General features: G+C 62.9%; 15 protein-coding genes. 6 read left to right on the forward strand and 9 right to left on the reverse strand.

Annotated features, from left to right (window positions below; translation table 11 throughout):
- Positions 1-2: 2 nt before the first annotated feature.
- The 4 genes from ABVK50_RS17765 to ABVK50_RS17780 all read right to left on the reverse strand — a co-directional run bounded on the left by ABVK50_RS17765 (position 3) and on the right by ABVK50_RS17780 (position 3844).
- Positions 3-1304, reverse strand: a complete 1302-nt coding sequence (locus ABVK50_RS17765; protein WP_353645317.1) for a TRAP transporter large permease — start codon at positions 1302-1304, stop codon at positions 3-5.
- The gene (locus ABVK50_RS17770) at positions 1301-1819 is read right to left on the reverse strand and encodes a TRAP transporter small permease subunit (RefSeq protein WP_353645316.1); all 519 of its coding nucleotides are present in this window, start codon (positions 1817-1819) and stop codon (positions 1301-1303) included. Before ABVK50_RS17770 ends, ABVK50_RS17765 begins: the two co-directional genes overlap by 4 nt.
- A gap of 69 nt (positions 1820-1888) precedes the next feature.
- Entirely contained in the window at positions 1889-2875 is a 987-nt protein-coding gene (gene dctP / locus ABVK50_RS17775; protein WP_353645315.1) for a TRAP transporter substrate-binding protein DctP, read from the reverse strand.
- Positions 2876-2929: 54 nt separating this feature from the next.
- Positions 2930-3844 (reverse strand): shikimate dehydrogenase, encoded by a 915-nt coding sequence (locus tag ABVK50_RS17780; protein ID WP_353645314.1) that lies wholly within the window; start codon positions 3842-3844, stop codon positions 2930-2932.
- Positions 3845-4007: 163 nt separating this feature from the next.
- Here ABVK50_RS17780 and ABVK50_RS17785 point away from each other — a divergent pair, with 163 nt between their 5' ends.
- A complete protein-coding gene (locus tag ABVK50_RS17785) occupies positions 4008-4676 on the forward strand; it encodes a TetR/AcrR family transcriptional regulator (protein WP_353645313.1) in 669 nt (222 codons plus the stop codon).
- A gap of 66 nt (positions 4677-4742) precedes the next feature.
- Here ABVK50_RS17785 and ABVK50_RS17790 read toward each other — a convergent pair whose 3' ends face one another.
- From ABVK50_RS17790 to ABVK50_RS17810, 5 genes are all read right to left on the reverse strand, one after another.
- Entirely contained in the window at positions 4743-6647 is a 1905-nt protein-coding gene (locus tag ABVK50_RS17790; protein WP_353645312.1) for a beta-L-arabinofuranosidase domain-containing protein, read from the reverse strand.
- Between the two features lie 40 nt (positions 6648-6687).
- Positions 6688-7743 carry a LacI family DNA-binding transcriptional regulator gene (locus ABVK50_RS17795; protein WP_353645311.1) on the reverse strand — a complete coding sequence of 352 codons (1056 nt, stop codon included), beginning with the start codon at positions 7741-7743 and terminating at the stop codon, positions 6688-6690.
- Between the two features lies 1 nt (position 7744).
- Positions 7745-8662 (reverse strand): carbohydrate ABC transporter permease, encoded by a 918-nt coding sequence (locus ABVK50_RS17800; protein WP_353645310.1) that lies wholly within the window; start codon positions 8660-8662, stop codon positions 7745-7747.
- Positions 8659-9534, reverse strand: a complete 876-nt coding sequence (locus ABVK50_RS17805; protein WP_353645309.1) for a sugar ABC transporter permease — start codon at positions 9532-9534, stop codon at positions 8659-8661. Before ABVK50_RS17805 ends, ABVK50_RS17800 begins: the two co-directional genes overlap by 4 nt.
- A gap of 97 nt (positions 9535-9631) precedes the next feature.
- Positions 9632-10888: a sugar ABC transporter substrate-binding protein gene (locus ABVK50_RS17810; RefSeq protein WP_353645308.1), complete on the reverse strand. Its 1257-nt coding sequence runs from the start codon at positions 10886-10888 to the stop codon at positions 9632-9634.
- Positions 10889-11316: 428 nt separating this feature from the next.
- Between ABVK50_RS17810 and ABVK50_RS17815 the strand changes: the two genes are divergently transcribed.
- The 5 genes from ABVK50_RS17815 (at position 11317) to ABVK50_RS17835 (ending at position 17075) form a co-directional block, all read left to right on the forward strand.
- Positions 11317-12933 carry an ABC transporter substrate-binding protein gene (locus ABVK50_RS17815; protein WP_353645307.1) on the forward strand — a complete coding sequence of 539 codons (1617 nt, stop codon included), beginning with the start codon at positions 11317-11319 and terminating at the stop codon, positions 12931-12933.
- Between the two features lie 68 nt (positions 12934-13001).
- On the forward strand, positions 13002-13982 hold the full coding sequence (locus ABVK50_RS17820; RefSeq protein ID WP_353645306.1) for an ABC transporter permease: 981 nt from the start codon (positions 13002-13004) through the stop codon (positions 13980-13982).
- Positions 13983-13984: 2 nt separating this feature from the next.
- On the forward strand, positions 13985-14962 hold the full coding sequence (locus ABVK50_RS17825; protein ID WP_353645305.1) for an ABC transporter permease: 978 nt from the start codon (positions 13985-13987) through the stop codon (positions 14960-14962).
- Entirely contained in the window at positions 14959-16011 is a 1053-nt protein-coding gene (locus ABVK50_RS17830) for an ABC transporter ATP-binding protein (RefSeq protein WP_353645304.1), read from the forward strand. The genes ABVK50_RS17825 and ABVK50_RS17830 overlap by 4 nt, the downstream gene beginning before the upstream one ends.
- Entirely contained in the window at positions 16008-17075 is a 1068-nt protein-coding gene (locus tag ABVK50_RS17835) for an oligopeptide/dipeptide ABC transporter ATP-binding protein (protein WP_353645303.1), read from the forward strand. The genes ABVK50_RS17830 and ABVK50_RS17835 overlap by 4 nt, the downstream gene beginning before the upstream one ends.
- The last annotated feature ends 2 nt before the right edge of the window (positions 17076-17077 follow it).

Here is a 17077-nt window from a genome sequence, read left to right on the forward strand (position 1 = left end):
TGTCAGCCCTGGTAACCGAGAAGACGCGGCAGCCAGAGAACCATTGCGGGAAAGAAGGTGATGAGCGCCAGCGATCCCAGCATGGCCCACAGGAAAGGCAGCACGTCGCGCACGATGTCCCTCAGCGGGACTCCGGCGATCCGGGTCATGATGAACAGCAGCAGCCCATAGGGCGGCGTGATCAGGCCGAGCATGATGTTGACGACGACGACTACGCCGAAATGCACCATGTCGATGCCGAGCGCCTGGGCTGTCGGGATGAGCACAGGCACGATGACGAGCAGGATCGTCGTTCCTTCCAACACGCAGCCGAGCAGCAAGAGGATAATGTTGACGAGGATGAGGAAGCCGACGGGCGACAATTCCCAACTCGTCAGGAGCATGCGCAGTTGGCCCGGAATGTTCTCGACCGTGACGACGTAGTTGAAGACGAGCGCACCGGCGATCAGCATGCCGATCGAGGCCGTGGTCCGCGCGCTGGCCAGCAGCGAGCGGTAAAAGTCGGTGAAGCTGACGCTGCGATAGAGAACGATGGAGATGACCAGCGCGTAGGCCGCTGCGATTGCGGCCGCCTCGGTCGGCGTGGTCACGCCGGTGTAAATGCCGCCGAGCAGCACCACCGGCATCATCAAGGTCGGCAACGCGCGCCAGGTGATGCCCGGCAACTTGCGCAGCGGCGTCGGCGGCTCGACCGGAAAATTCCGGCGGCGTGCGGCGACGGCGACGATCGCCATCTGCGACAGCGCCATCAGCAAGCCGGGAACCATGCCGCCAAGGAAGAGGTAGCCGATCGAGGCGTCGGAAACGAGTGCGTAGATGACCATGGGAATGGATGGCGGGATTATCGGACCGATTACCGAGGTCGCCGCGGTCATGGCGGCCGCGAAGCTCGCCGGATATTTGTCGTCCTTGGTCATCATGTTCTGCATCATCTTGCCGGTGCCGGCGGCGTCGGCGATGGCCGATCCGGACATGCCGGCGAAGATGATGCTCTGAAGGATGTTGACCTGCGCCAGGCCGCCGCGGAAACGCCCGACGAAGGCGTCGCAGAAGCCCAGCAGGCGCTCTGTCATCGAGCCGATGTTCATCAACTCGGCAGCGAGGATGAACAGCGGCACCGCCAGGATGATGTAATTGGAATACATCCCATTGAGGAACTGCTCGGCGGCGGTGCCCATGTCGAGCCCGGCCAGCAGCAGATAGAGGATCGAACCCGCGATCATGGAATGGCCGATGGGAAGCCCGAGAAAGGCCAGCAGCGTGATCGCGACGATCGAGAGCGAGAACGGGCTGGCGAGATTCATACCCCCGATCCCGCCTTGGTCGGATCGAATTCGTCGGGAGCCGAGCCGCGCAATGCCCGCCACGACAGCCACAGATAACGAATGATCGTCGCCACCACGAAGACGAGATAGATGGAAAACAGCCAGTCGAACCGGATCTTGAGGTAGGCCGTGCTTTCGACCTTCATGAAGGTCACGTAATCCCAGGTCGCCGGCAGCGAGACGAGATAGAGGGCGATAAGGGCGGCTGCCGACAACAACATCATAATGCGGCGCGTCCGCGCCCCCACAGCCGCGTAGAAGAGGTCGAAGCGGATTTCTTCTTCCTCGCGCAGCACGAAGGCTGCCCCGAAAAGCACCAGCCAGAGCCACAGCACGACGCTGATCTCGTTGGGCCAGCCGATGGGCAAATTGAGCACATAACGGAAGATGATCTGGAGCAGGAAGGCGCCGAACATCGCCGCAAGCATTGCCGCGATCAAGTTTTCGGCGCGCCGGTAGAGCCAGCCGCCGATGCGCGGTAATTGGCTAATCACTTTCTGTCCTCCCCTCCCGAGACGAGCCGGCGCCGGCGATACGAGCCGCCGGCGTCGGTGGCCGAGATCTCAGAGCGCGTTGATCTTGTCGACCATGCCGGCCGGCCAGTCCTTGGCGAGATCCGAGGCGAGATACTGTTCCTGCGCGTGCTTGCGGAACGCTGCAACGTCGGGCTCGTAGATCTTAAGTCCCTTGCCTTTGAAGATTTCCACGAGTTCCTTCTCGCGGGCGAGATGCTTCTCGGTCGAGAAGTCGATCGCCGCGTCGGCCGCAGCCTGAAATTTCGCCTGCTTCTCGGCGCCCATCTCGTCCCAGACCTTCTTGGAGACGACGAGAAGATCGAATCCGACCAGATGAGAGGTCAGCACGATCTGCGACATCACCTCGTAGAATTTCATGTTCTCGACGTTCGGCAGTGGGTTGTCCTGGCCGTCGATCGCGCCGGTCTGAAGGCCGGTATAGACCTCGGCATAGGCCATCGGCGTCGGGTTGGCGCCAAGCGCTTCGCCGAGGAACTGCCAGGCGTCGCCGCCCGGCATGCGCAGCTTTATGCCGGCCATGTCTGCCGGTGTCTTGATCTCCTTGTCCGGCTTTAGCCCTACTTGCCGAACGCCGAAATAGGTCGGACCGAGGACCTTCACGCCGAGTTGGTCCTCGGCCATCTTCTTCAGCTCGGCGCCGGCTTCACTTGCGAAGAATGCCTTCACGTGAGCCGCATCCCGGAACAGATAGCCGGCCGTCACGATCGACCAGGCCGGGATCTGCTTGGAGATGTCCTGCGGCGCGATGTTAACCATCTCGAGATTGCCGCGCTGGATCGCGACGAGTTCGGTTCCCTGCTTGAACAGGTTGCCGCCGTAATAGCCTTCGAAGGTGAAGTCATCCTTGATGGCGTCGGCGAACATCTTCATCATCTCGGCGCGGATGTCCTGCTCGGAGAACACCGCGGAAAAGCGCAGTTTCGGCTTGTCCTGGGCAAATGCCGGAAAGGCGGCGGCTGTGGCGAGCATGCCGGTTCCAACCAGGAACTGGCGACGGGTCGTATTCAAGCTCATATCTTCCTCCCTGTTGCTTTTTCTAAAGTCCTTCACCGGGGCAGCGCCCGGCATTCACCCGCTGGCAGCGGGCTCACCGACAAAGGCGGCGAAAGCCGCCTTCATCCGATCGACATTCGGCGAAATGCCGGTGAACAGTTCGAAGGCGCGCGCCGCCTGGTAGACGGCCATGCCCTCGCCATTGAGCGTGCGGCAACCACGCCGGCGCGCTTGGGCGAGCAGCTCCGTCTCCAGCGGGAAATAGACGATGTCGGCGACCCAGCACTCCGGGCGAAGGAGCGCCGGGTCGAGAGGGATGCCCGGCAGCTTGGCCATGCCGACCGGGGACGCGTTGACGATGCCGTCGGCCCGCGCTGCGGCCGCACCAAGGTCCGAGACGACAGCAAGCCGGTCGGCGCCGAAACGTGATGCGAGCCGCGCGGCGAGCGTCACCGCTTTCTGTTGCTCGACATCGCTCAGCAGAAGCAGCTCTACGCCGCTATCGAGCAGCGCATGGGCTACAGCGGCGCCCGCGCCACCGGCGCCGAGCAGCAGTACGCTAGCGCGAGGTGCGTCAGCCATTCCCTGCCGGAAACTCTCCTTGAAGCCCCACAGGTCCGTATTGTGGCCGGTGCGACGGCCGTCGCGCAGTACGACCGTATTCACCGAGCCGAGCGCCTCAGCCGCTTCGGACAGCCCGTCCAGGAGCGGCATGATCTCCTGCTTGTAGGGGAAGGTGACGTTTAGGCCGTCGAAGCCGAGATGCTCCGCGAATGCCAGGATGCTGGCGACGCTCGGCGGTGCATCGCCCATCCGGTCCGTATCGAGCAAGCGGTAGATGTAGGCGTAACCCTGCGCCCGGCCCTCCGCCTCGTGCATGGCCGGCGTGCGAGAAAGCTGAATGCCGTGGCCCAGCAGCCCCACCAATATGCGACGTGACTGGGGAGCAGCCTCCCATTCCCCTGCCAGGCGCGTAGCTGCTGACACCATCGAACTCTCCCGGATGTCGACCGCGTTCTACGGCTCCTCACGACATTCCAGGCCCTACTTTGTACCAACCAGTTAATTTCGTCAATTGCTTTGTACCAGCCGGTTAATTTGCTATGACCGTGTCGCAATGCGATCGTCGAGGCCGGGAGGACGCCAGGCAATCATGAACGACAAACCGGCCAACGGCCGCGCCGGCTGGAAGCAGGATCCGGCGGGGGTGCGCAAGAACATTCTCGCTGTGGCGATGGCGGAGTTCGCAGCCAACGGGCTTTCGGGCGCGCGCATAGACGAGATCGCGGCAAAGACGAGCACGTCGAAGCGCATGATCTACTACTATTTCGGCGACAAGGAGGGTCTATACGGCCAGGTTCTCGAGGAAGCCTACCGGCAAGTCAGAACCGGCGAGCAAGAGCTCGAGCTCGACCATTTGCCGCCGGTCGAGGCACTGAAGCTGCTCGCCGAATTCACCTTCGACCACCACAGCCGCCATCCGGATTTCATCCGGCTTGTCATGATCGAGAACATCCATGACGGGGCATATCTGGAACAATCCGAACTGATCCGTCTGCTCAACGCCGGCGCCATCCAGAAACTGGAAGCAATCTGCCGGCGCGGACGAGATGCCGGCCTTTTCCGAGACGATGTCGCTCCGCTGGAACTGCACTGGCACATCAGCGCCCTTAGCTTTTTCAACGTCTCCAACCGGGCCACTTTCTCCCGGATATTCGGCAACGCGCTGTTCAGCCCCAAAGGCCAGCAGACTTTGAAGGAACATTTGGTGGAAATGGTCATCAGTCTTGCGTTGAAGCGAGACCGGCGATCACGACGCTAGGCGCCCTGCCCCCACGGGCAGTTCGCCAGCGCGCCCCGAGGCGCTCGCCGCTCCGCAGCGCCGATTTCAGCTTTCAAGCAGCCATACTTGCATCGAGCCTTTCGCCCGATTGTTCCAAAGATAATACGGTAGAGCGGTCAGCCTGCAGTCCGCAGCGTCGGGGGGGACATTCCTGTACAGGCTGTCTTCCCAGCCGCGGTCTTCGACGCGCTGTGCGGCGGCTGTCAGCGTGACCACGCCATCGAAGAGATCGCCACGTTCCTCCGTTTCGATCCTGGCATCACGGGGCAATTTGAGCTGCTGCACTCGACCCCCGGGATTGTCGACCTCTTCGACGCAATAGACCAACGGTCCCCGCTTGAGCGCCACCCGGCCGATATCCTGCTTGACCGAAGGATGAGCATAGATGCGCTCCGGACGCATCGGCAGTTCGAGTTCGATCGTGTCCCCGGCATTCCAGAGCCGCGAGATCGAGAGATAGCCGTTCAGGGTGCGGGACTCGACGTCAACGGGCTCGCCGTTGACGGCCGCGCTGGCTCCGTGCGCCCAGCCGGGAACGCGGAGCCTGACGGTGAACTCGGCTGGCGCGTCCGGGCTGAGCTCGATCCTGATCGAGCCGGACCATGGGTAGGCGCTGGTCTCCCGCAGGAACACGTTTCCGGTTGCGAGCCGGATGTTCGTCGAAATACCGCCGTAGATATGGAAGGCGATCGCGTCGTCGCTGGCCGAGACGAAATAGCCTCCGACCGAAGCGATGAGACGCGACGAATTCATGGTGCAGCATGGGCATGTGTGCCAGGCCCATCGGCTGTGCCGCCCATCGCTATCCAGCGGGTTGGAGTAGAAATAGTGCTCGCCGTCGCGAGACAGCCCGGTCAGCGCGCCGTTGAACAGAGCCTGCTCCATGACATCAGCATACCGGCCGTCAAGATCGAGATGCAACATGCGATGCGCCCAGAATATCAGCGCTACCGAGGCGCAGGTCTCCGCATAGGCCGTGTCGTTCGGCAGGTCGTAGTCTTCAGTAAAGCCTTCGTTTGCGGCAGCCGGACCCAGGCCGGAGGTGATGTAGATCTTCGAGGTCATGACATCGCCCCAGAGCACCTCGCATGCTTGCTTGAGGCTGTCGTCGTTCAGTTCAGCGGCGAGATCGGCCATGGCGGAAAACATGTACATCGCCCGAACGGCGTGGCCGACCACCTTCGTCTGCTCGCGCACCGGCCTGTGCGACTGGTTGTACTCGTAACTCTTCGCCCAGAAATCCCTGGGGCTCTCCCCGCGCGCGACCGCTTCCTGATCGAAATAGTGGGGCTGACGTCCGCGCTCGTTGATGAAGTAGGCAGCCAGATCAAGATGCTTCTTCTCTCCCGTAAGGCGATAGAGCTTGATGAGCGCCAGCTCGACCTCCTGATGGCCGCAATAGCCGCGCCTCTGGCCGGGATTCGGGCCGAAGGTCTTGCGCACATGTTCGACATAGCGCTCGAGGATATCGAGGAGCCGGCGCCGGCCCGTCGCCAGGAAATAGGCGATGCCGCCTTCGAGCAGATGTCCCAGATTGTAGAGTTCGTGATTGTCGCGCAAATTGGTCCAGCGTTTGTCCGGCTCGCGCTGCAGGTACCAGCAGTTGAGATAGCCGTCGGGAGCCTGCGCCTTTTCGAGATCGTCGACGATCTTTTCGATCCTGGCCTCGATATCGGCGTCGCGACGATGCGACAGCGCATAAGACGCGGCCTCGATCCATTTGCCTACATCGGAATCCCAGAACACCTGCACAGTGAAATTATGCTCGTTTCGCGGAAACCTCAGCGGCGGCGGCGGATTCGGCAGCGTCAGGGACTCCAGGATGCCGTGCTTGCCAAGCTGGATATGCTGGCTGGGGATGGTTCGCGTCAGCACCGTCTCCAGCCGCTCGCGCCAGAATTGCCCCTCCAGCGCGACATCGACGAACCGAACCGGCTTGAACTCGTTCATTGAAACGTCTCCGTTCCTGCAATGAAGTGCATTGGCGTGCTCATGGCTTCGACGATGCCCGCACGACCAGTGAACACGGCCGCCGCCTGACGCCGCTCAGCTTCCTTCCGGCGATCATCTCCAGCACGCTGTCGCCAGCCTCGCGCCCGAGCGCCTTCAGGTTCATGTCGATGCTGGTCAGCTGCGGCCGCGCCGCAAGCACCATCACGTCCCAGTTGTCGAAACCGACGATGGCGACGTCGGCGGGTACCGCCAGGCCGATCTCGCGCAGCGTATCGGACACGCCGCGGGCGATCTGATCGTTGCCGCAGAAGATCGCGTCCGGCGTTTGGGGCCCCGAGAACAATCTGGCCGCCGCCTCGCGCCCCCACGCCTCGGACCAGACGCCCGAGAGATAAAAACCCTCGATCTCTGGCAGCCCTGCTTCGGCCAGGGCCGAGCGATAGCCTTCGCGCCGCAGTCGCACGGCCTCGAAATGCTCGGGTCCCGTGATATGGGCGATGCGCCTTCGGCCCAGCGCCGCCAGATGGGCGACGGCCAGCACCGCGCCACCTTCGTCGTCGGGAAGCAGCGAAAGCGCCTCGGGATCATCGGCCCGTGAGAAGACGTAGATGACCGGCAGACCATGCGCGAGCGGACCGATCGGAGCGCGCTTGTCGGCGCGCCGCGCCGTCACCACGAGCCCGTCGATCCGCTTTCCCAGGAGCTGATCGAGGTGCTGGCGCTCGCGCGCCGGATCGTCGGTGGCGTTGCACATGAATACGGCTATGCCCTCCTCCGCCAGCCGCTCCTCCAGCGCCTCGACGATCGGAAAGGTGAAACGCCCGAAACTGTCGTTGGAGATGATGCCGATCGTGCGTGACTTCGCCCGATGCAGGCTCTGCGCAAGGTCATTGGGCCGGTAGCCGATCTCGCGCGCGATGCGCAGCACCTTGTCGCGCGTCTCCTGGCTGAGCCGGCCGCCTGCGTTGAGAGCCTTCGACGCCGTGCCGATCGACACGTCGGCTATGCGCGCCACGTCGCGTATGGTTGGAGCCCCGCCGAAAGCGGGGTTCGGCACGTAGCCTTCCGGGGGCGGCGGATCGGCCTCCTGCATGCTACTTCACCGCCCCGCTGAGGAGGCCGGCCATGTAATACTTCTGCAGCAGCAGATAGAAGGCCATGCAGGGGATTATCGAGATCGTTATGCCGGCCTGCAGCATGCCCCAGTCGGTGCCGCCGATACTCGTCTGCTGCCGCGCCGCTGCGAGGATCAAGGGCAGCGTGAAAGACGAATCCTTGTTCATGATCACCAGCGCCGCCAGAAGCTCGTTCCACGAGGTGATGAAGGCGAACAGCGATACCGTGATGATCGCCGGCACGACCGCCGGCAGGCAGATGTGAACCAGCACCTGAAAGCTGTTGCAGCCGTCCATTATCGCGGCTTCTTCCAACTCGCGGGGCACCGCCTCGAAAGCGTTGCGCATGACATAGATGCTGAACGGCAGCTGGATCGCTGTGTGGACGATGGCAAGTCCGACCAGCGAATTGTGCAGCTTGAGCTGGACGAACAGGAAAAACAGCGGTGTGAGCAGCGCCTGATAGGGCACGATCAATCCGAGCAGGAGCACCACGAACAGCGCCTCCTTGCCGGGGATCCGGAACTTCGCCAGCCCGTAGCCGGCCGGTATCGTCAGCGCGAGGCAGAAGAGGATGGTCAGGCCGGCGGCGCCGAGACTATTCGAAAAATAGACCGGCAGCCCGGCCTGATAGTTCCAAAGCCGTTCGTAACTGTCGAGACTAAGTCCGCGCGGGATGTAGGTTGGCGGCGCCGCCGCCGCTTCCTCGGTTGATTTCAGCGAAGCGAGCACCGATGCAACCAGCGGCAGCAGCATGACCGTACAGACGGCCACGCAGGCCGCCGCCACGAGATACTTCTGGCGCCCGTTGATCAGACGGCCGACCAGCCCTTGGGCGTGATGCTGCGCCGAGGTGCGGCTCATGCCCCGCCCTGCCGCTTCGCCGAACGCGCTCATGCATGGCTCCTGCGACTTAGCAGCATCTGCAGACAGGTGCAGACGAGAATGATCCCGGCCAATATCAGCGACAGTGCCGCGCCGTAGCCGAGCTTCAGATAGGGGAACGAGTTGAGGTAGATCAGGAAGACTGATGTCGCCGTCAAATTGCGCGGCTGGCCGGCGGTCATGATGTAGAACTGATCGAAGGCAAGCAGCGAGCCGATCACGCTGACCAGTGTGACGAGCAGGATGGTCTTGGCGGTAAGCGGCAGCGTGATCCTGCGCACGCGCTGCCAGTAACTCGCTCCGTCGACCATCGCCGCCTCGCCGATTTCGCCTGGAATGGCGTGAATAGCGGCCACGAACAGGATCGTCCCGAAGCCGACGACCTTCCATACGATGGAGACGATGACCGCTCCGAGCGCGATATCCGCGTCGGCGCCGAACCAGACAACCGGCTTGGCGATCACGCCGAGATCCATCAGAGCGCGATTGATGAGCCCGAAATCGTAGCTGAACAGCCAGTACCAGAGCAGGCTGGATGCGCCGAGCCCGATGACCACCGGGGCGAAGACGACGCTGCGCGTGAACTGCCGAAGCGGCCTGTTCTCCGCCGTCAGCAGCGCGATCAGGTAGCCGAGCACCATCAGCACCGGCGTGATCAGGATGGTGTATTTCAGCGTGAACTCGAGCGATGTCCAGAATTGCGGATCGTTCCAAGCTTTCACGAAGTTTCCGAAGCCGATGAATTTCTTGGCCGCGATCAGCGACCAGTTGTGGAGCGACATCCACACCATCTGCACCAAGGGATAGACCGTGAAGGTCAGCACGAAGGCAAGCGCCGGTGCGACGTACAAGAGTCCGACATAACTGCTCGTCTTCGAATGCATCGAACCTGCTTGACTGCGATGGACCGGACAGGCCGGCTGTTGTTCGGGATCGGGCCGCAGCGCCTGTGAAGCGGCGCCGCAGCCCTCCGGGGAGAAGCTATTCCGCGGCTATGGCTTTCATCTGCGCCTTGGCCTCCGAAATGATCGTGTCGAGATCGGTGTCCTCGTAGTAGGCCCGCTGCAGCATCTGCAGCCACGGACCTTGAGGCGAGTTGATCAGTTCGAAGAACTTCAGTGTATATGGCGTCTCCGCAACCGCGATCGCCTTTGCCACCTGCTGCACCTTGGGCTCGGCCTGGAAGTACTTGTTATCAGTCATGTCGCCCCGGGTCGTCATGTTGAGCATCTTGGCGTAGACCTCGACCTGGGTCTCGTCCGACAGCAGGAACTTCATGAAGTCGATCGCGTCGTCGATCCGCTTGCTGCCGTTCGGAATGGTGACGATGTCGCCGCCCGCGAACGACGAGACCTGCCCGCTCTTCACGCCCGGCAGGAGCGCGATGCCGAAATCCATGCTCGGGTTCTGCTCCTTGGCGAGCGTGATGTTGAAATTGCCCGTTCCCATCATGCCGATCTTGCCCGATCCGAAACGCAGGTGGAACGTCTCGCCGGTCTCGGCGCGTGCGTCTTCATGCACGTTGCCGGCCTTGATCATGTCGCGGGCCCACTGCAGCACTTCCTTGACGCCGTCGCCCTGGAGCGGTTCGTCATTGGCATCCCTCGGCTCGATCGTCGCGCCGCTCGCCCACATCAAGGGGCCGACGGTGAAGATGTTGCACCCGGCGCACGAGCCGGGAAGGAAATAGCCCTTCACGTCGCCGCCAAGCGCAGTGATCTTGTCGGCGTATTCGCGTATTTCGGCGAGGCTCGTCGGCGGCTTCTCCGGATCGAGGCCGGCTTTCCGGAACAGGTCCTTGTTGTAGAACAGCGCCGAAACGTCGGCGTAGAGCGGCACGCCGTAGAGCCGGCCCTCATAGGTCGAGACCGCCATGTGGCCCTGAACGGCCGTCTTCAGCTCGGGCCAGTCCTTGACCTTGTCGGTGATGTCGACAAGCTGTCCGGCGGCTTCGAATTGAGGGCCGTAGATCAGGTCCATGCCCATCAGGTCGGGCACCTCGCCGCTGGCGATGGCCTGGGCGATCTTGGGCACCATCTCGGTATGCGGAATGTAGGTAAGGTTGATCTTGCGGTCCGGGTTCTTCTCGTTCCAGGCCGCCACGAGAGCATCGACCATGCCGGCATTGCCGCCACTTCGCTCCCACATCTGAAGGTCTTCCGCCATTGCCGGCAACGCCACCATTGCCAGCAGGCCGGCCAAGGCCGACCGGCATCTCGTCGATAACTGCAAGCTCATAGGTTCCTCCCTGTAGTCAGCTCGCATCTTGGGAAAAGCTTTTCCCGATCCTCCCGCAAAAAAGACGGTTTTGGTTCCGCCGATGCGTTGGGAAAAGCTTTTCTCACGCCATACACGCACAATTTTGATCGGCGCGCAACCGGGTGCAACGCTGCAAACTCGCTCCGAATGTGGAATCCTGTGCCGTGCGCCGCCCGGGAGCGAGCGGGCAAAAACTTCGGCGAGTTGGCGGATCATGAACATCAGATTCCCGAAGCTTGCGCGGACGCGCATTTCTAAGAACAGTCGCTCGGCTCAGCACCGTGGCTATGCGGCTGAGCCATCGACGCCATACCTCGGATTCCGACATGTTAATCCCGGTCGGGGTTTCCTGACGGGACTTTCCGTGCAACAAAAATCAAAACAATCGTAAAAAAGAGAGGTGGAGCATGTATCGACAATCATTTCTTTCCAGAGCGGCAGGCGCGGTCGCCCGCGCTTCCCTCGTCGCCGGCGCGATGACCGCCGCGACGTTTTCGGCCAATGCCCAAGACAAGACGCTGCGCTTTGCTTTCCAGGGCACCTTGAACGCGCTCGACCCCTACTCCCTCAACGAGACCTTCACGCTCGGCATGCTGGGCAACGTCTACGAAGGCCTGACCAAGCGCGACAAGGATCTGACGATCATTCCCGGGCTCGCCGAGAGCTGGGAGACGATCGATCCGCTGCATTGGCGCTTCCATCTCCGCCAGGACGTGAAATTCGCCAATGGCAATGCCTTCACCGCCGACGACGTCGTATTCTCGGCCGAACGCGTGCGAGCCGACGGCTCCGACCTCAAGACCCGCATTCCGGCTGATTCGGTTTGGACCAAGGTCGACGACCATACGGTCGACGTCGAACTCAAGACCCCGAATCCCATTCTCCATTACGAGTGGGACACCTGGTACATCATGGACAAGGAGTGGGCCGAGGCCGAAGGCGCGACCAAGCCTGTATCCGCCAAGGACACCAATCCAGGCCCGTCCGCCTACAAGGCAAACGGCACAGGACCTTTCACCATCGAAAGCCATGAGCCGGGCGTAAAAACCATCTTCAAGGCGAACGCGGACTGGTGGGGCACTGTCGAGCACAATCTCGACGGGGTCGTCTTCACGCCGATCGCCTCCGACGCGACACGCGTCGCCGCGCTGCTTTCGGGCGACGTGGACCTGATCGAGCCGGTTCCGGTGCAGGACATCGATCGCGTCAATTCCGATCCCAACACGGAAGCGCTGACGGGACCCGAACTGCGCGTCATCCATCTCGGCTTCAACCAGATACGCGACGAACTTCCGACCTCGGACATCAAGGGCAAGAACCCGTTCAAGGATCCGAACGTCCGCAAGGCGATTTATCAGGCCATCGATATCGAGGCGATCGACAAGCGCGTCATGCGCGACTTGGCCACGCCGGTTCCGCTGCTCATCGCTCCTCAGCTCTTTGACGCCCCCGATCTCAAGCGCTGGCCTTACGAGGTCGAAGCGGCCAAGAAGCTTCTATCCGATGCAGGCTATCCCGACGGCTTCAGCGTCGGCATGGACTGCCCCAACGACCGCTACGTCAATGACGAGCAGATCTGCCAGGCGGTGGTGTCGATGCTCGCCAAGGTCGGCGTTACGGTGAACCTCAACGCTCAGCCCAAGGCGCAGTATTTCGCCAAGGTTCTGGCGCCGGGCGGCTACGATACCGACTTCTACCTGCTTGGCTGGACCCCCGGCTCCTTCGACTCCTGGAACGTGCTGGTCAGCCTTGCGACCTGCCGCGATGAGACCGGCAAGGGCGGCCCCTTCAATCTCGGCGGCTACTGCAACCCCAAGGTCGACGAGTTGGCCAAGCAGATCGTGGTCGAAACCGACACCGCCAAGCGCAATGAGCTGATCCATCAGGCCTACAAGATCATGCTCGACGAGACTTCACACATCCCGCTGCACCAGCAGTCGCTGGCTTGGGGCAAGCGCAAGAATCTCGCCATCGTACAGCGCGCCGATGACCAGGTGCTGTTCTACTGGGCCAAGTTGAACTGAGCCTCATGCGAAGCCGCACGCCCGGATCGATCGATGGTCCGGGCGTCACAATCCGCGGGGGCCGTTGAATGTTCGCCTTTGCCATCCGGCGCCTGATCCAGGCTGCAGGCGTCATGTTGGTCGTGGCGCTGATCTCGTTCCTGATGTTCCGGTTCGTCGGCGACCCGGTCAATCAGCTCGTCGGCGTCGACACGACGCCAGAGCAGCGGGCGCAACTGCGCCAGGATCTCGGCCTAAACGATCCGGTCCACGTGCAATTCGCGCGTTTCATAGGCAAGGCGGCGCGCTTCGACTTCGGCATTTCGTACCAGATCAAGCAGCCGGTGGCGCAACTAATCGCGTCGCGTCTCCCGGCGACGCTGGAGCTTTCCTTCGTCTCGGCGGTGTTCGCGCTGCTCGTCGGCCTGCCGATGGGCGTCTATACCGGGCTCTACCGGGACACGCTTCTGTCGCGGCTCTTTCTCGCCGTCAGCCTGGTCGGCATATCGCTGCCGACGTTCCTGATCGGCATCCTCCTGATCTTCATCTTCTCGGTCAACCTCGGCTGGCTGCCGTCGTTCGGCCGCGGCGAAACCGTCTCGATCGGCGGTTTCTGGACCACCGGCCTTTTGACCCGCTCCGGGCTGGTCTCCCTTATTCTTCCGGCAATCACGCTTGGGCTGTTCCAGATGACGCTGATCATGCGCCTGGTGCGTGGCGAGATGCTGGAAGTGCTGCGCACCGACTACATCAAATTCGCCCGCGCCCGCGGCCTTTCCCGGCGCGCGATCAATTTCGGCCATGCGCTGAAGAACACGCTGGTGCCGGTCATAACCATCACCGGCCTTCAGATCGGCTCGATCATCGCGTTCTCCATTATCACCGAAACGGTCTTCCAGTGGCCCGGCATGGGGCTCCTGTTCCTGCAGGCGGTGCAGAATGTCGACATACCGATCATGGCCGCCTACCTGCTCCTGATCGCCTTCCTGTTTACGCTGATCAATTTCATTGTCGATCTGCTCTACGTCGCGGTCGATCCGCGCATCAGGCTCGGCGGAACGGCAGGCTGACGATGCCCTATTTCACAGGCGAAGAATCGAAGGCAAGGGTGGGGGTTGCGGCAGGTGATACGGCCGGTCGCGGCGCGTTCGCGCGCGCGCTCGATTCCGACATATGGTATTCCTTCCGCCATTCGCCGCTGACTGTCGCCTCCGCCATCGTCAGCCTGATCCTCGTCCTGGCGGCGCTGTTCGCGCCGATTATCGCTCCGCACGACCCGTTCAACCCGGCGTCGATCTCGATCATGGACAGTTTTTATCCGCCGGCCTGGTCCGCCGACGGACAGCCCGGCTTCCTGCTCGGCACCGACGACCAGGGGCGCGACGTTCTCTCCACCATCCTCTACGGAATGCGCATCTCGCTGGCGGTCGGCTTCGCCAGCGTCCTCCTGGCCATGGTGCTCGGCGTGACGCTCGGCCTCGTCGCAGGCTATGTCGGCGGCATCACCGACACGATCATCATGCGCATTGCCGACGTCCAGCTTACATTTCCCGCCATCCTGACGGCACTGCTCATCGATGGCGTGGCGCGGGCGCTTGCCGGTCCGCGGGCATATGACGAGATCGTCTTTGGCGTTCTCGTTCTTGCGATCGGCTTGAGCTTTTGGGTGCAGTACGCGCGAACGGTCCGCGGCTCGGTGCTCGTCGAGGCCAACAAGGAATACGTGCTGGCCGCCCGGCTCATCGGCCTGAGGCCGGTAACGATCATGTTCCGCCACGTGCTGCCCAATGTGCTCGGGCCGGTCCTGGTGATCGCCACAATCAACCTGGCGCTCGCCATCATCACCGAGGCCACGCTCTCCTTCCTCGGCGTCGGCGTTCCCTCGACGCAGCCGTCGCTCGGCACGCTCATCCGCATCGGCAACGACTATCTTTTCTCCGGCGAGTGGTGGATCACCATCTTCCCTGGCATCACCCTCGCCATCCTTGCCCTCGCCGTGAACCTTCTGGGTGACTGGCTGCGCGACGCGCTCAACCCGAAGCTCCGATGACACCGACCCTTTCCGTCAGAAATCTCCGGGTGGAGATCCCGACCCGCCACGGCGCGCTCACCGCGATCGACGATTTGTCCTTCGACATCGCGCCGGGCGAAGTGCTCGGCGTCGTCGGAGAATCCGGCGCGGGCAAATCGATCACCGGCTCGGCCATTATCGGCCTCCTCGACCCGCCCGCCCGCATCGCCGGTGGCCAGATACTCCTCGGTACCCAGCGCATCGACAATCTTCCACCGACCGCCATGCGTGGCATCCGGGGCAACCGCATCGGCATGATCTTCCAGGATCCGCTGACCAGCCTTAACCCGCTCTACCGGATCGGCGACCAGTTGACCGAGACCATCCTGACGCATGAGAGACTGTCGCCCAAGGCGGCAGCGGACAAAGCGGAGCGGCTGCTCGTCGAAGTCGGCATCCCGGCGGCAGGCGCCCGGCTCTCCTCATATCCGCACCAATTTTCCGGAGGCATGCGCCAGCGGGTCGTTATCGCGCTGGCGCTGGCGGCCGACCCGGAACTAGTCATCGCCGACGAGCCGACGACAGCGCTTGACGTGTCGGTGCAGGCGCAGATCATCGCGCTGCTCAAACGCCTGTGCAGGGACCGCGGAACCTCGGTCATGCTGATCACCCACGACATGGGCGTGATCGCCGAGACGGCCGACCGTGTCTGCGTGCTCTATGCCGGCAGGCTCGCCGAAATCGGCGCGGTGCGAAACGTCGTCAAGCATCCGCAGCACCCTTATACGCGTGGGCTGATGGCGGCGATCCCATCGCTGACAGGCGACCCCGACGAGAAGCTCGAGCAGATACCCGGTTCCATGCCACGCCTCGGCGCCATTCCGGGCGGTTGCGCCTTCAATCCGCGCTGCACCTTCCGCTTCGACCGCTGCCCGGCCGAGCGGCCCGGCCTCTATGAGACCTCAGGAAGCCGGGCGTCCTGCTTTCTCCTCGATCCATCGGGCAATCCGCCGCCTGCCGAAACGGCGGCCAGGGCTCTGGCTGCAGGCATCGAGGTCCGCGCCGCTCCCGCGGGAGCAGGCCTGTGAGCGCCGCCCCCGATTATATTGCGGACGCGCCGGCGGCAGACAGCGCGCCGCTGGTCGAAGTCGAGGGGCTGGGCCGCGTCTTCGACCTGTCCAAGCGCTGGCTGAACCGCATTCTCGAAGGCAGCGGCAAGGTGACGCTGACCGCCGTCGACGGCGTCGACATATCGATCAACCGCGGCGAAACCTATGCGCTGGTCGGCGAATCGGGATCGGGCAAATCGACCATCGCCAGGATGGTGGTCGGCCTTTTGCCGCCGACGTCCGGCAGCGTCCATATCGGCGGGGCCGACATCTGGGCCGAGAGCGGCGGCCCGAGCCAGCGTCAGATACGCCGGCGGATCCAGATGATTTTCCAGGACCCCTTCGCCAGCCTCAACCCGCGCTGGCGCGTCGGCTCGATCGTCGCCGAGCCGATCAAAGCGTTCGGCCTGATTACCGACGCCCGCGACCGCGAGGCCCGTGTCGGCGAACTTCTGGCGCTCGTCGGCCTCGATCCGCGCGACGCCGGAAAGTTCCCGCACGAATTCTCCGGCGGTCAGCGCCAGCGCATCGCGATCGCCCGGGCGCTCGCCTCCGAACCCGAATTCATCGTCTGCGACGAGCCGACCTCGGCGCTCGACGTCTCGGTGCAGGCGCAGGTTCTTAACCTGCTGCGGGAGTTGCAGGAGCGCCTCGGGCTGACTTACCTGTTCATCAGCCACAATCTGGCCGTGGTGCGCCATATGGCGACAAGAGTCGGCGTTCTCTATCTCGGACGCCTGGTCGAGGAAGCGCCAGCGCGCGAACTCTTCGCCGCGCCGAAGCACCCCTACACCAGGATGCTGCTCGACGCCGTCCCCGACATCGGCATGGAAGGCGTCGAGCGCCAATCGATCGCCGGCGAGATCCCCAATCCGATCAATCCGCCACGCGGCTGCCATTTCAATCCGCGCTGCCCGCATGTGATGCCGCATTGCAAGACCATCGTGCCGCCGCTCTACCAAGTCGGCCGCGCCAAGGTGCTCTGTCACCTCTATGCTGAGGACGGCGTCAACACTGCCCAGCCGCCGTTACCGGCGCACTGATC

The sequence above is a fragment of the Mesorhizobium sp. WSM2240 genome, from assembly GCF_040438645.1.
Lineage (GTDB): Bacteria > Pseudomonadota > Alphaproteobacteria > Rhizobiales > Rhizobiaceae > Allomesorhizobium.